The 14,048-nt window shown below is 75.2% G+C and carries 12 protein-coding genes; 10 read left to right on the top strand and 2 right to left on the bottom strand.

Going from position 1 to position 14,048, the window contains the following annotated elements:
• The first annotated feature begins 7 nt into the window (after positions 1-7).
• A complete protein-coding gene (locus AC0OLQ_RS05020) occupies positions 8-1,672 on the top strand; it encodes a phospho-sugar mutase (RefSeq protein WP_484530369.1) in 1,665 nt (554 codons plus the stop codon).
• 106 nt (positions 1,673-1,778) lie between these two features.
• On the opposite strand, the gene AC0OLQ_RS05015 is transcribed toward AC0OLQ_RS05020, so the two are convergent.
• Entirely contained in the window at positions 1,779-2,456 is a 678-nt protein-coding gene (locus tag AC0OLQ_RS05015) for a GOLPH3/VPS74 family protein (protein WP_484530368.1), read from the bottom strand.
• Positions 2,457-2,553: 97 nt separating this feature from the next.
• Positions 2,554-3,186, bottom strand: a complete 633-nt coding sequence (gene upp, locus AC0OLQ_RS05010) for a uracil phosphoribosyltransferase (RefSeq protein ID WP_484530367.1) — start codon at positions 3,184-3,186, stop codon at positions 2,554-2,556.
• 135 nt (positions 3,187-3,321) lie between these two features.
• On the opposite strand from upp, the gene deoC reads away from it, so the two are divergent.
• The 9 genes from deoC (at position 3,322) to cydC (ending at position 13,991) form a co-directional block, all read left to right on the top strand.
• A complete protein-coding gene (gene deoC, locus AC0OLQ_RS05005) occupies positions 3,322-4,281 on the top strand; it encodes a deoxyribose-phosphate aldolase (RefSeq protein ID WP_484530366.1) in 960 nt (319 codons plus the stop codon).
• A 5-nt stretch (positions 4,282-4,286) separates the two neighbouring features.
• On the top strand, positions 4,287-5,717 hold the full coding sequence (locus AC0OLQ_RS05000; protein ID WP_484530365.1) for an aldehyde dehydrogenase family protein: 1,431 nt from the start codon (positions 4,287-4,289) through the stop codon (positions 5,715-5,717).
• Positions 5,710-6,534 (top strand): aldehyde dehydrogenase family protein, encoded by an 825-nt coding sequence (locus AC0OLQ_RS04995; protein ID WP_357335049.1) that lies wholly within the window; start codon positions 5,710-5,712, stop codon positions 6,532-6,534. The genes AC0OLQ_RS05000 and AC0OLQ_RS04995 overlap by 8 nt, the downstream gene beginning before the upstream one ends.
• Positions 6,535-6,566: 32 nt before the next feature.
• Positions 6,567-7,025, top strand: coding sequence for a BlaI/MecI/CopY family transcriptional regulator (locus AC0OLQ_RS04990; RefSeq protein WP_484530364.1), 459 nt, complete (start codon positions 6,567-6,569; stop codon positions 7,023-7,025).
• A gap of 10 nt (positions 7,026-7,035) precedes the next feature.
• Complete coding sequence (locus AC0OLQ_RS04985) at positions 7,036-7,941, top strand: M56 family metallopeptidase (RefSeq protein WP_357335047.1); 906 nt, start codon at positions 7,036-7,038, stop codon at positions 7,939-7,941.
• A 100-nt stretch (positions 7,942-8,041) separates the two neighbouring features.
• On the top strand, positions 8,042-9,289 hold the full coding sequence (locus AC0OLQ_RS04980) for a cytochrome ubiquinol oxidase subunit I (RefSeq protein ID WP_357335045.1): 1,248 nt from the start codon (positions 8,042-8,044) through the stop codon (positions 9,287-9,289).
• 12 nt (positions 9,290-9,301) lie between these two features.
• Positions 9,302-10,309 carry a cytochrome d ubiquinol oxidase subunit II gene (locus tag AC0OLQ_RS04975; protein ID WP_484530363.1) on the top strand — a complete coding sequence of 336 codons (1,008 nt, stop codon included), beginning with the start codon at positions 9,302-9,304 and terminating at the stop codon, positions 10,307-10,309.
• Positions 10,306-11,982 (top strand): thiol reductant ABC exporter subunit CydD, encoded by a 1,677-nt coding sequence (gene cydD / locus AC0OLQ_RS04970; RefSeq protein WP_484530362.1) that lies wholly within the window; start codon positions 10,306-10,308, stop codon positions 11,980-11,982. Before AC0OLQ_RS04975 ends, cydD begins: the two co-directional genes overlap by 4 nt.
• Before the next feature lie 176 nt (positions 11,983-12,158).
• Complete coding sequence (gene cydC / locus AC0OLQ_RS04965) at positions 12,159-13,991, top strand: thiol reductant ABC exporter subunit CydC (protein WP_484532273.1); 1,833 nt, start codon at positions 12,159-12,161, stop codon at positions 13,989-13,991.
• Positions 13,992-14,048: the final 57 nt, after the last annotated feature.

Raw genomic sequence — 14,048 nt, 5'->3', positions numbered from 1 at the left:
TGAGGCAATGGCGGCGGAAACCACTGACCTTGACGACCTTCGCGCCCGGGCCGAGCGCTGGCTCGACGACGACCCCGACCCGGCCGACCGGGACGAGCTGCGCGCCGTCCTCGCCGCGCTGCCGGGCACCGCGCCGGAGCTGGCCGACCGGTTCGCCGGCCCGCTGGCCTTCGGCACCGCCGGGCTGCGCGGCCCGCTGCGGGCCGGCCCGAACGGGATGAACCTCGCGGTGGTGACCCAGGCCGCCGCCGGGCTGGTCGGCTGGCTCGCCGCTCAGGGCGGCGAGGGCCCGCTGGTGATCGGGTACGACGCCCGGCGCGGCTCGCTGGCCTTCGCCGAGCGCACCGCCCAGGTGGCCACCGGCGCGGGTCGCCAGGCGCTGCTGCTGCCCCGCCCGCTGCCCACTCCGGTGCTGGCCTTCGCGGTGCGCCACCTGGGCGCCGTGGCCGGGGTGATGGTCACGGCCAGCCACAACCCGCCGCAGGACAACGGCTACAAGGTCTACCTGGGTGCGCAGCTCGGCGGGGTGCTGGGCGCGGGCGCGCAGATCGTGCCGCCGGCCGACGCCGGCATCGAGGCGGCCATCCGGGCGGTCGGCCCGCTGGCCGAGGTGCCGCTCGGCCTGCCCGGCCAGGTGCTCGGCGACGACCTGATCACCGGGTACGTCGAGCGGGCCGCCGCGGTGGTCGACCCGGCCGGGCCGCGGGACCTGAAGGTGGCGTACACGCCGCTGCACGGGGTGGGCGCCGCGGTGCTGACCGCCGCGTTCGCCCGGGCCGGTTTCGCGACGCCCGGCGTGGTGCCCGAGCAGGCCGAGCCGGACCCGGCCTTCCCGACGGTCAGCTTTCCCAACCCGGAGGAGCCGGGCGTGGTCGACAAGCTGGTCGCGCTGGCCGGCAGCACCGGCGCGGACATCGCCATCGCCAACGACCCGGACGCGGACCGGTGCGCGGTGGCCGTGCCGGCGGACGGGGGCTGGCGGATGCTGCGCGGCGACGAGGTGGGCGCGCTGCTCGCCGACCACCTCATGCGGCGCGGGGTGACCGGCCTCTACGCCACCACGATCGTCTCCTCGACCCTGCTCCGGGCCATGGCCGCGGCCCGGGGGCTGCCCTACGACGAGACGCTGACCGGGTTCAAGTGGATCGTGCGGGCCGGTGGTGGCCGGGAGCCGCTGGTCTTCGGCTACGAGGAGGCGCTCGGCTACTGCGTCGCGCCGGAGCACGTCCGGGACAAGGACGGCATCACGGCCGCGCTGACCGTCGCCGAACTGGCCGCCGGCCTCAAGGCGGAGGGCCGGACGCTGAGCGACCGGCTGGACGAGCTGGCCGCCGAGTTCGGCGTGCACCACACCGACCAGCTCTCGGTCCGGGTGGAGGACCTACGGGTGATCGCGGATGCCATGGCCCAGATCCGGGCGGCCACCCCGACCGCCCTGCTCGGGCACCCGGTCACCGGGACGCTCGACCTGCTCCCCGAGGCGGACGTGGTGATCCTGCGGACCGACGCCGCCCGGGTGGTGATCCGCCCCTCCGGCACCGAGCCGAAGCTCAAGGCGTACCTGGAGGTGGTGGAGCCGGTGACGGACGGCGACGTCCCCGCGGCCCGCCGCCGCGCCCAGGCCGCAGTGACGGAACTCCGCAACGAGATCGCCAAAGCCCTCGGCCTCTGACCCGCGCCCGTCCCCGCGTTGATCATGAAGTTAGCGGCAGAGAAGCGGTTTCCGCCGCCGCTAACTTCATGATCACCGGGGCGTGGGCGGGTGGGACGGGGGACGGTCAGGGGCGTTTGCCCAGGGCGGCGTCCACCGCCTGGGCCAGGGCGGCGATGACCAGGCTCACCGAGGGGCGGACGACGCTGTCGTCGAGGCTCACCGTGCCGGAAAAGCCGGCGCCGCTGGCGATCTCCGCCAGGCGCTTGCCGGCGTCGTCGGCGGCGGTGCCGGTCAGGCGGAGCGCCGGCTCCATCCGCAGCACCGCGACCAGGGTGGCGAGCGCGGCGGTCCGCTCGTCGGGGATCTGCCCGACGGTCAGCGCGTCGGCCAGCCGCTGCCGGATGTCGGCCTCCACCGAGGCGTCCGCGACGGGGTAGCGGTGCACGTGGATGAAGCCCAGCTCGGTCTCGTCGACGTCCCGCACCACGCCCCGGCCGCAGAGGTCGCCGAGGATCCGGTCGCGCAGGCCGTGCCGCAGCCGCTGCACCCACGAGGACGGGGTGTGCGGGGTGTCGGCGGCGATCCGGCCGAGGACCTCGTCGGCGATGGGCTCGCCGGTCGGCGCCGGGTCGAGCACGGCCAGGTTCCCGTCGGCGTACGCGATCCGGCCGGCCAGGGCCAGCTCGACCAGCACGGCGGCGGCCATCCCCAGGTCCAGGCTGATCCGCGGCATGGTCGCCTTGCCGGTTTCGTCGTCATAGGCGAGCAGCAGCAGCTCTTCGGCGAGCGCAACACCAGTCATGGCCCGAGACGCTAGCGGCTGGACGCACCCCGCGCACGGACTCGCCGTGTCCGTAGCCCGGCGGCCCGCCGGCGCTGCCGACGGGCCGGTCCGGGGATCAGAAGCGGGGCATGCCGCCGAACTGGCGGTCCCCGGCGTCGCCGAGGCCCGGGACGATGAACATCCGGTCGTTGAGGCCCTCGTCGATCGCGGCGGTGACCAGGCGCAACGGCAGCCCGGAGCGCTCCAGTCGCTCGATGCCGACCGGCGCGGCGAGGACGCAGAGCACCGTGATGTCGGTGCAGCCGCGGTCGGCGAGCAGCCGGCAGCCGTGCTCCAGCGAGCCGCCGGTGGCCAGCATCGGGTCGAGCACCAGCACCGGCAGGCCGCTCAGGTCGCGGGGCAGCGACTCCATGTACGGCCGCGGCTCGTACGTCTCCTCGTCGCGGGCCAAGCCGACGAAGCCCATCGACGACTCGGGCAGCAGGCCGAGCGCGGCGTCGGCCATGCCGAGACCGGCCCGCAGCACCGGAACCAGCAGCGGCGGGTTCGCCAGCCGGGTGCCCTCGGTGGCGGTGACCGGGGTCTGCACCGGGTACCTCTCGACGGGGAACGAGCGCGCGGCCTCGTACACCAGCATGGTGGTGAGTTCGTGCAGCGCGGCCCGGAACGACGCGGAGTCGGTCCGGGCGTCCCGCATGGCGGTCAGCCGCGCCTGGGCGAGCGGGTGGTCAATGACGTGTACGTCCACGATCGCTCAACCTACCGGTCCGGGGGCGGGCGCATCGCGGGTGCGGGCGGACCAGCGACGCCGCTCACGTGTGGGCCGCCGGACGGGCCGGCGTGACCAAGATCACGGCACTCGCGAGTGCGTAGTATTCGGGGCATGACGGCGACAGCGACGTCGGCCCGGTCGGAGCTCTCCGAGCTGGGACGATCCGAGACCGCTCTGCGGACCTTCCTGCACGGCCTGCCCGGCGTGGACCAGGTCGGCGCGGAGCAGCGGGCGGCACAGCTCGGCACCCGCTCCATCAAGACCACCGCCAAGGCGCAGGCCATCGACCTGGCGATCCGGATGGTCGACCTGACCACCCTCGAAGGGGCCGACACCCCCGGCAAGGTGCGGGCGCTCGCCGCCAAGGCGCTGCGTCCCGACCCGGCCGACCCGTCCTGCCCGCACGTCGGCGCCGTCTGCGTCTATCCGGCGATGGTCCCGTACGTGGCCGAGGTGCTGCGCGGCTCGGGCGTGCACCTGGCCAGCGTGGCGACCGCCTTCCCGTCCGGCCAGGCCCCCCTGGAGGTCAAGCTCGCCGACACCCGGGCGGCCGTCGAGGCCGGCGCGGACGAGATCGACATGGTGATCAACCGGGGCGCTTTCCTGGCCGGCCGCTACAAGGAGGTCTACGACGAGATCGTGGCCACCAAGGAGGCCTGCGGCGACGCTCACCTCAAGGTGATCCTGGAGACCGGCGAGCTGGCGACCTACGACAACGTGCGCCGCGCCTCCTGGCTGGCCATGCTGGCCGGCGGCGACTTCATCAAGACCTCCACCGGCAAGGTCCCGGTCGCGGCCACCCTGCCGGTGACTTTGGTGATGCTGGAGGCGGTCCGCGACTTCCGCGCCGCCACCGGGCGGCAGGTCGGCGTGAAGCCGGCCGGCGGCATCAAGACCACCAAGGACGCGATCAAGTACCTGGTCATGGTCAACGAGACCGTCGGCCCCGACTGGCTGGACCCGGACTGGTTCCGGTTCGGCGCGTCCAGCCTGCTCAACGACCTGCTGATGCAGCGCACCAAGCTGACGACCGGCGTCTACGCCGGCCCCGACTACTTCACCCTGGACTGAGCGCGATGTTCGAATACGCACCCGCCCCCGAGTCGCGCTCGGTGGTGGACATCAAGCCCTCGTACGGGCTCTTCGTCGACGGCAAGTTCGTCGACCCGACCGACGGCGGCAGCTTCAAGTCGATCAACCCGGCCTCCGAGGAGGTGCTGGCCGAGATCGCCGAGGCCGGCAGCCAGGACGTGGACCGCGCCGTCCGCGCCGCCCGCGAGGCGTACCAGAAGGTCTGGGGTCCGATGCCGGGCCGGGACCGGGCCAAGTACCTGTTCCGGATCGCCCGGATCATCCAGGAGCGCTCCCGCGAGCTGGCCGTGCTGGAGTCGCTGGACAACGGCAAGCCGATCAAGGAGTCCCGGGACGTCGACCTGCCCCTGGTCGCCGCGCACTTCTTCTACTACGCCGGCTGGGCCGACAAGCTGGAGCACGCCGGCTTCGGCGCGAATCCGCGCCCCCTCGGCGTGGCCGCGCAGGTCATCCCGTGGAACTTCCCGCTGCTCATGCTGGCCTGGAAGATCGCCCCGGCGCTCGCGGCCGGCAACACCGTGGTGCTCAAGCCGGCCGAGACCACCCCGATGACCGCGCTGCTCTTCGCCGAGATCTGCCAGCAGGCCGACCTGCCGGCCGGCGTGGTCAACATCGTCACCGGGGCCGGCGAGACCGGCCGGGCGCTGGTCGAGCACCCGGGCGTGGACAAGGTCGCCTTCACCGGCTCCACCGAGGTCGGCAAGGCCATCGCCCGCGCGGTCGCCGGCACCCGCAAGAAGCTCACCCTGGAGCTGGGCGGCAAGGCCGCCAACATCGTCTTCGACGACGCCCCGGTCGACCAGGCCGTCGAGGGCATCGTCAACGGCATCTTCTTCAACCAGGGGCACGTCTGCTGCGCCGGCTCCCGGCTGCTGGTCCAGGAGTCGGTCGCCGACCGGGTGCTGGAGTCGCTGAAGCGGCGGATGGCCCAGCTCCGGGTGGGCGACCCGCTGGACAAGAACACCGACATCGGCGCGATCAACTCGGCCGCCCAGCTGGCCCGGATCCGGGAGCTGTCGGAGGCCGGCGCCGCCGAGGGCGCCGAGCGCTGGTCGCCGCCGTGCGAGCTGCCTGACCGCGGCTTCTGGTTCGCGCCGACCATCTTCACCGGGGTCACCCAGGCGCACCGGATCGCCCGCGAGGAGATCTTCGGCCCGGTGCTGTCCGTGCTGACCTTCCGCACCCCGGCCGAGGCCGTGGAGAAGGCCAACAACACGCCGTACGGGCTGTCGGCCGGGATCTGGACCGACAAGGGCTCCCGGATCCTGTGGACGGCCGACCGGCTGCGCGCCGGCGTGGTCTGGGCCAACACGTTCAACAAGTTCGACCCCACCTCGCCGTTCGGCGGCTACAAGGAGTCGGGCTACGGCCGCGAGGGCGGCCGGCACGGGCTGGAGGCGTACCTCAATGTCTGAGCGGGTCGCGGTACGCAAGACGTACAAGCTCTTCATCGGCGGGAAGTTCCCGCGCAGCGAGTCGGGACGGTCGTATCTCGTGCAGGACTCCAACGTGTCGCTGGCCTCCCGCAAGGACGCGCGGGACGCGGTGGTCGCCGCCCGGGCCGCCGTGAAGGGCTGGGCCGGGGCGACCGCGTACAACCGCGGTCAGATCCTCTACCGGGTCGCCGAGATGCTGGAGGGCCGGCGCGACCAGTTCGTCGCCCTCGGCGCGCCCGCCGACGAGGTCGACGCGGCCATCGACCGCTGGGTCTGGTACGCCGGCTGGTCCGACAAGCTCCCCCAGGTCTACGGCGGCGCGAACCCGGTGGCCGGGCCGTACTTCAACCTGTCCGCGCCGGAGCCGACCGGTGTGGTGGCCGTGGTGGCCCCGGAGTCCCCGGCGCTGCTCGGCCTGGTCAGCGTGATCGCCCCGGCGATCGTCACCGGCAACACCGTGGTGGTGGCCGCCTCCCCGTCGGCGCCGCTGGCCGCGGTGACCCTGGCCGAGGTGCTGGCCACCTCCGACCTGCCGGGCGGGGTGGTGAACATCCTCACCGGCCGGCTGTCGGAGACCGTGCCGACGCTGGCCGCGCACATGGACGTCAACGCCATCGACCTGACCGGGGTCGCCGACGCCGAACTGGCCGCCGAGCTGGAGGTCAAGGCCGCGGAGAACCTCAAGCGGGTGCTCCGGCCGGCTCCGGCCGACCACGACTGGTTCGCCGACCCGGGCATCGCCCGGATGACCACGCTTCTGGAGACCAAGACCGTCTGGCACCCCAAGGGCGTGTGAGTCCGTTCTACTACGCGAGGTAGGATTAGCGGGTGACTCGGCTCGGTGATCTGGAACGTGCGGTGATGGACGTGCTGTGGGACTCGGTCCCCGCCACGTCGGACGGCGTGACCGTACGCGAGGTCGCCGACGCCCTCGACGGGCGTGAGCTGGCCTACACGACGGTGATGACCGTGCTGGACCGGCTCACCGGCAAGGGCATGGTGCAGCGCGAGCGGGAGGGGCGGGCCTGGCGTTACCGGCCCGCCGCCACCCGCGAGGCGCACATCGCCCAGCTCATGCTCGACGCCCTCGACCTCGGCGGCAGCCGGGACGCCGCGCTGGTGCGCTTCGCCCGCTCGGTGACCGGCACCGAGGCCGAGGTGCTGCGCGCGGCGCTCAGCGCCGAGGCGGCCCTGGCCGGCTCCGGGCCGGCCGAGTCCGGGCTGACCGACCGGGTCGAGGACCCGCGGGCCGGCGGCCCGGCGCTCGACGAGGCGACGGACCGGTAGGGCGGCCGCCGTGGCGTACGCCGTGCACTTCGCCGCGACCACCCTGGCCTGCTGGCTGACCGCGCAGGTCCTGGCCGCCGCGCGGTGGACCTGGCAGGCCCCGCGGGTGGCGATCGTCTGCTGGCAGGCGGTCGGGCTGGCACTCGGCCTCTCCGCCATGGGTCTGCCCATGGCCCTCGGCCTGGCCGCGTACGAGCTGCCGACGGGGAGCGCGCTGCTCACCCTCGCCGACGACCTGGCCCACGGCACCCTGCCGGCCGGGCTCGGCGCGTTACACCTCGGTCTGGTCGGGGTCGGCTTCGGCATCGGCGCGGTGCTGCTCACCACGACCGTGCGCAGCATCCACGGCACGGTACGCGCCCAGCGCCGGCACCGGGAGCTGCTCAGCCTGGTCGCCCGGCGCGACCCGACGGTGCCCGGCGCGCTGGTGCTCGACCACCCGAGCGCGGCCGCGTACTGCCTGCCCGGGGTGAAGCCCCGGGTGGTGGTCAGCGCCGGCACGCTCAGCCTGCTCGACCGGGCCGAACTGGCGGCGGTGCTCACCCATGAGCGGGCGCACGCCCAGGAGCGGCACGACCTCGTGCTGCTGCCGTTCACCGCGCTCTGCCGGGCGCTGCCGTGGTTCCGCTGGGTGCGGGACGCCCACGAGCGGGTGGCCCTGCTGGTCGAGATGCGCGCCGACGACAAGGCCCGCGAGCTGCACGCGGAGGAGCCGCTGGCCGGCGCGCTGCGCCGGTTCGCCGCCGCCGGGCACCGGGTCACCCCGGCCGGCACCCTCGGCCTCGGCGACCGCGACCTCGACGTACGGGTGCAGCGGCTCCTGGTGGCCGACCGGCCGCCCCGGGTGCTCGGCGCCACCGCGCTGTCCGTCGCGGCCCTGCTGGTCGCCCTGCCGATCTCCCTCTTCCTGAGCTGACCGGTGCGCAGCCCGCCCGGAGCCGCCACCGATCCGCATAGGTAGCGATGCTACGTGTAGGCTCGCTATGACAAGTGAGTCAACTCGTGGGAGAACGGCCATGGATCCCCTGCTCCTCGCCCGCCTGCAGTTCGCCACGACCACCTCGATCCACTTCCTGTTCGTGGTGGTCACCCTCGGCCTGGTCACCCTGCTGGTCGGCCTGCAGACCGCCGGCTTCGTCACCGGCAAGCCGGTGTACGAGCGACTCACCCGCTTCTGGGGCCAGCTCTACGTGATCAACTACGTGCTCGGCATCGCCACCGGGATCGTGATGGAGTTCCAGTTCGGGCTGAACTGGAGCGGCCTGTCGCGCTACGTGGGCAACGTATTCGGCGCCCCGCTGGCCATCGAGACGCTGGTCGCCTTCTTCCTGGAGTCCACGTTCCTCGGTATGTGGATCTTCGGCTGGCACCGGCTGCGGCGCGGCGTCCACCTGGCGTTGCTCTGGGGCGTCGCGCTCACCGCGTACGCCTCGGCCTTCTGGATCATGGTGGCCAACGCCTGGCTCCAGCACCCGGTCGGCTACGAGGTCCGCGACGGCGTCGCCCACCTCACCGACTTCGGCGCGCTGCTCACCAACCCCACCCTCGGCTTCGCCTTCGGCCACGTGGTCTCGGCCGGCCTGGTCACCGGCGGGATGCTGATGGCCGCGGTCAGCGCCTGGCACCTGATCCGGCGTACCCCGGACTTCCTGCTCTTCCGCAAGTCACTGCGGCTCGGCCTGATCACCGCGGCGCTCGCGGTGACCACGCTCCAGGGCTTCGGCTTCGCGCAGTTCGGCCCGGTCGGTGAACTCCAGCCGACCAAGTTCGGCGGCGGGGCCGACCGCGACGCGCTGGTCGCCGAGTGGACGGCGAGGTTCGGCCCGGGCGACTACACGCCGCCGGTGCTGTCCAACGTCGGCCTGGGCTTCATGATCCTGATCGGCTTCACCCTGGGCTGCGCCTGGTTGCTGCTGCCGCTGCTCTGGCGGGACTGGATCATCCGGTTGAAGTTCCCGCTCTGGCTGGTGCTGCTCGCCGTGCCGCTGCCCTTCGTCGCCGTGATCCTCGGCTGGATCGCCCGCGAGGTCGGACGCCAGCCCTGGGTCGCGTACGGGCTGCTGCCGACCGGGCAGGCCGTCTCGCCGGTGAGCGCCGGGCTGATGCTCACCTCGCTGATCGGCTTCACCCTGCTGCTCGGCACCCTCGCCGTCACCAACTGGGTGCTGCTGGCCCGGCACGCCGCCCGGGGCGCCCATGATCCCGCGCTCGGCCGGCCACCCGCGCCGGACACCGACCACCACCCCCACCCCGTGTTCGCCTGAGGGAGGCCCGCCGTGGAACTCGCCTGGTACGCCCTGCTCGGCCTCTTCTTCGCCACCTACCTCGTGCTCGGCGGCTACGACTACGGCGTCGGGCTGCTGCTGGCCCGGGGCGCCACGCCGGAGGCCCGGCGCGCCGCGCTGAACGCGGTCGGGCCGTTCTTCCTCGGCAACGAGGTCTGGCTGGTGGCCGCGGTCGGCATCCTGTTCGGCGCCTTCCCCACCCTGGAGGGCGAGCTGCTCTCCGGCTGCTATCCGGCCGTGCTCGCCGCGCTCGCCGGAGTGGTGCTGGTGACGGCCGGGGTGCAGCTGCGCAGCCGGCCGCGGGGCCGGGCGGCCCGGGCCGGCTGGGACCGGGTGGTGGTGGCCGGCAGCGTGCTGGCGGCGCTCGGCTGGGGCGCGCTGCTCGGCGGGCTGCTCCAGGGCGTACCGCCGGGCGGCGACGGGCACGTGGCCGGCGTCGGCCACCTGCTCACCCCGTTCGTGGCCGCCGCCGCGCTGGCGCTGCTCGCGCTGGTCGCCGTGCAGGGTGCGACCTTCCTCACGCTGCGGCTGCCGGCCTCCGACGTGCCGTCGGCCGCCCGGCTGGCCCGCAGCCTGGTGCCGGCGGCGCTCACCGCGGTCGCCACCGCCGCCGTCCTGGGCCTGCTCTCCGACCGGGTACGCGCCGCCGTGGGACGCCCGGCGATCGCCGTACTCCTGCCGTTGGCGCTGGTGGCGGCGCTGCTGGTGGCCCGCGCGGCGCTGCGGCGGGGCCGGGCCGGGGTGGCCTTCGCGGCGACCAGCGCGGCACTGGCCCTGCCGGCGCCGCTGATCGGCGCCGCGCTCTGGCCCCGGGTACTGGTCTCCACCGCGGACCCGGCGACCGCACTGACCGTCGCGGACGCCGCCGCGAGCGGGCCGACCCTGGCGCTGCTGGGCTGGCTGGCGCTGCCGCTCGTGCCGGCCCTACTAGGCTTTCAGGCGATGTGCTGGTGGGTGTTCCGAGGACGGACCGACGGCAGGGCACCGGTGTACTGGTGAACCGCCGTCCGTTCGACCCGCGGCTGCTGCGCCGGGTCCCCGCGGCCCGGCGCGACCTCGCCGTGCTCGCGGTGCTGGGCGGGCTGACCGCGCTGCTGGTGGTCGCGCAGGCCACCGCGCTGGCCACCCTGCTGGCCACCGCGATCGACGGGCGGCTGCACCGGCCGGCACTGGCCGGTCTCGTGGCGGCGGTCGCCGCCCGGGCGCTGGTGAGCTGGGCGCAGGGCACGGTGGCGGCCCGCGCGGCCGCGACGGTCAAGGCGGCGCTCCGGGCCGACCTGCTGCGCGCGGTCGGCCGGCACGGTCCCACCTGGGTCGCGGGCCGGCGCGCCGGGCAGCTCGCCACCCTCGCCGGGCGCGGCCTGGACGCGCTCGACCCCTACTTCACCGGCTACCTGCCGCAGCTCGTGCTGAGCGTGACCGTTCCACTGGCCGTGCTGGCCCGCATCGTGCTCGCCGACTGGAGCTCGGCGCTGATCATCGCGCTGACCATCCCGCTCATCCCGGTCTTCGGGGCGCTGCTCGGCTGGCAGGCGCAGGCCGCCACCGAGCGGCAGTGGCGGCGCCTGTCGCTGCTCGGCGGGCACTTCCTCGACATGGTCGCCGGGCTGCCCACGCTGCGCGCCTTCGGCCGGGCCCGGGCCCAGGTGGACGTGGTACGCCGGATGGCCGACGGTCACCGCCAGGCCACCATGAAGACGCTGCGGATCGCCTTCCTGTCGGCGCTGGTCCTCGAACTGGTCGCCACCCTCTCGGTGGCGCTGGTCGCCGTGCCGGTCGGCATCCGGCTGCTCGGCGGCGGCATCACCCTCTCCACCGCGCTGCTGGTGCTGCTGCTCACCCCGGAGGCGTACCTGCCGCTGCGGGCGGCGGGCAGCCGGTTCCACGCCAGCATGGAGGGACTGACCGCGCTCGACGAGGCGCTCACCCTCTCCGCGCCGCCCGAGGCGGCCGTCCCCGGCGGCACCCGGCCCGCGCCGGGCGGCCGGGGCGAGATCCGTTTCGAGGGCGTGACCGTCGCGTACGAGCGGACCACCGCGCTGCGGGACGTCACGCTCACCATCCGCCCCGGCGAGCGGGTCGCCGTCATCGGGCCCAGCGGGGCGGGCAAGACCACCCTCCTCAACCTGCTGCTCGGCTTCGTCACCCCGACCGCCGGCCGGGTCACCGTCGACGGGGTCGACCTCGCGCACGTCGACCTCGACGCCTGGCGGCGCGAGCTGGCCTGGGTGCCGCAGCGGGCCCACCTCTTCGCCGGCTCACTGGCCGACAACATCCGCCTCGGCGCCCCTGCCACACCGGACGCCGCGCTGGCCGGCGCGGTCACCGACGCCGCGCTGGACGAGGTGGTCGCCGCCCTGCCCGACGGGCTCGGCACCACCCTCGGCGAGCGCGGGCACGGCCTGTCCAGCGGGCAGCGGCAGCGGGTCGCGCTGGCCCGGGCGTTCCTCCGGGACGCCCCCATGGTGCTCCTCGACGAACCGACCGCCCGGCTGGACAGCGCCAGCGAGGCGATCGTGCTGGCGGCCACCCGGCGGCTGGTCGCCGGGCGTACCGCGCTGCTGGTCGCGCACCGGCCCGCGCTGCTGGAGGACGCCGACCGGATCCTCCGCGTCGAGGACGGCCGGGTCACCGAGCTGAGCGCGGTACCGGCCGGGAAGGTGACGCCATGACCGACGGACCGGTCGTACCCGAGCGTCCCGACCCGCCGGACGACACCGGCCGACGCGACCGGGTGCCCGGCGCGGCCGCGGACGGCGTGCTGCCGGAGCGACCGGACCAGCCGGTCCGGGCCGTACCGGGCGGCGTCGCCCGGGACGGGGTCACCCCGGCCGGTCGCGACCCGGGCGTGCCGACCGCCGCCGAGACGAGCCCTCCCGAACTGCTGCCGGGCGGCCCGACGCCGACCGTCGCCGCCGCGGCGGCCTCCGGTGTCCCGAGCGGCGCGAGCGCCGAGCGCGCGGTGCTGCGGCTGGCCCGGCCCTACCTGGGCCGCCTGCTGGGCGCCGGCTTGCTCGCCGCGGCCACCGAGTTCGCCGGGCTGGCCCTGATGGCAACCGCCACCTGGTTGCTGATGAGCGCCGCCGGCCGGCCGCCGCTGGACCGGCTGACCGTGGCGATCGTCGCGGTGCGCGCGCTCGCGGTCAGCCGGGGCGTGCTCCGCTACACCGAACGGCTGGCCGGGCACGACGCGGTGCTTCGCATGATCACCGACGTCCGGGCCCGGGTCTTCGCCACCCTGACCGTCCGGCGAGAGACCGCCACCCAGCGCAGCGGTGACGCGCTGAGCCGGCTGGTGTCGGACGTGGAAGCGGTGCAGGACCTGCTGCTGCGGGTGCTGGTGCCGGGGGCGGCGGCGGCCCTGGTGAGCCTGCTCGCCGTCGGCAGCGCCGCGCTGATCTCGCCGCCGGCCGCGGGCGTGCTCGCCGTCGGGCTGCTCGTGGCCGGGGTGGCGCTGCCCGCGCTGGCCGCCGGGCTGACCCGGCGGGCCGCCGACGAGGTGGCCCCGCTGCGGGGCGCACTCGCGGTGGACGCGGTCGACCTGACCCACGGCGCCGCCGACCTGGCCGCCTTCGGAGCGACCGGCACGGCGCTCGCCGCGGCCGAGACCCGGGCCGGCCGCCTGGCCCGGCTGGAACGCCGGCTCGCCGCAACCGGCTTCGCGGTGGACGCGGCCGGGGTGCTGGTGGGCGGGCTCACCGCCGCCGCCGTGGTGGTCGTGGCGCTGCGCGCGGGCGTCGGCGGGGTGCTGGTCGGCGTCCTGGCGGTGGGCACGCTGGCCGCCGTCGAGGTCTCCCTCGCGCTGGTCGGGGCGGCCCGGCAGCGCACCCAGCTCCGCGCCGGCCTGGCCCGGGTGGCCGACCTGCTCACCGAGGCCGGGGAGCCGGCGCCCACCACCCCCGCCGCAGCGGCGGCGGGCGGGCACGACGTCCGGTTCGAGGGCGTGACCGTCCGCTACCGGGAGGGGGCGGCGGCCGCCCTGTCCGGGATCGACCTGGACCTGCCGGCCGGCCGCCGGGTGGCCGTGGTCGGGCCGAGCGGCGCCGGCAAGAGCACCCTGGCCGCCGTGCTCACCGGGGCGGTACGCCCCGACGCCGGCCAGGTCACCGTGGACGGCGTGGCCGTGTCGGCCCACCCGGCCGAGGAGCTGCCCCGGATGGTCGGCGGCCTGCTCGCCGAGGCATACGTCTTCCACGCCACGGTCCGCGAGAACCTGCTGCTCGGGCGGCCCCGCGCGGACGAGGCGGAGCTGACCGCCGCCACCCGGGCGGCCGGCCTGCTGGACTGGGTACGCGCCCAGCCGGAGGGCTGGGACACCGTGGTCGGCGAGCAGGGCGGGCAGCTCTCCGGCGGGCAGCGGCAGCGCCTCGCGCTGGCCCGGGCGCTGCTGGCCGCCCCGCCCGTGCTGGTCCTCGACGAGCCGACCGAGGGGCTCGACCCGGCGGCCGCGGACGCGGTGCTCGCCTCGGCGCTGGCCGCCACCCCGGCCGGGCACTCGGTGCTGCTGATCAGCCACCGGCTCAGCGGCCTCGCCGGGCTGGACGAGGTCGTGGTGCTCGACGCGGGCCGGGTGGTGCAGCGCGGCCGGCACGAGGAGCTGGTGGCCCGGCCGGGCTGGTACCGGGAACAGTGGCTGCTCCAGGAGGTGGCCGAGCGCGGCTACCTGGCACTGGCCCCCTGAGCGGCTTTCCGGGGTTTTCCCCGACGCGGACGGCGGCCCGCGGTGGCAGGGTGGTCC

The organism is Micromonospora sp. Utrum1, from assembly GCF_057197805.1.
Note: the sequence above shows the minus strand (reverse complement) of the source record. Positions and strands in the feature narration are given on the sequence as shown.

Excerpts from the sequence above, each read along its gene's own strand:
- AC0OLQ_RS05000 (WP_484530365.1), top strand. The coding sequence starts at position 4,287 with ATGTTCGAATACGCACCCGCCCCCGAGTCGCGCTCGGTGGTGGACATC.
- deoC (WP_484530366.1), top strand. The coding sequence starts at position 3,322 with ATGACGGCGACAGCGACGTCGGCCCGGTCGGAGCTCTCCGAGCTGGGA.
- AC0OLQ_RS05020 (WP_484530369.1), top strand. The coding sequence starts at position 8 with ATGGCGGCGGAAACCACTGACCTTGACGACCTTCGCGCCCGGGCCGAG.
- AC0OLQ_RS05015 (WP_484530368.1), bottom strand. The coding sequence starts at position 2,456 with ATGACTGGTGTTGCGCTCGCCGAAGAGCTGCTGCTGCTCGCCTATGAC.
- AC0OLQ_RS04980 (WP_357335045.1), top strand. The coding sequence starts at position 8,042 with ATGGATCCCCTGCTCCTCGCCCGCCTGCAGTTCGCCACGACCACCTCG.
- AC0OLQ_RS04995 (WP_357335049.1), top strand. The coding sequence starts at position 5,710 with ATGTCTGAGCGGGTCGCGGTACGCAAGACGTACAAGCTCTTCATCGGC.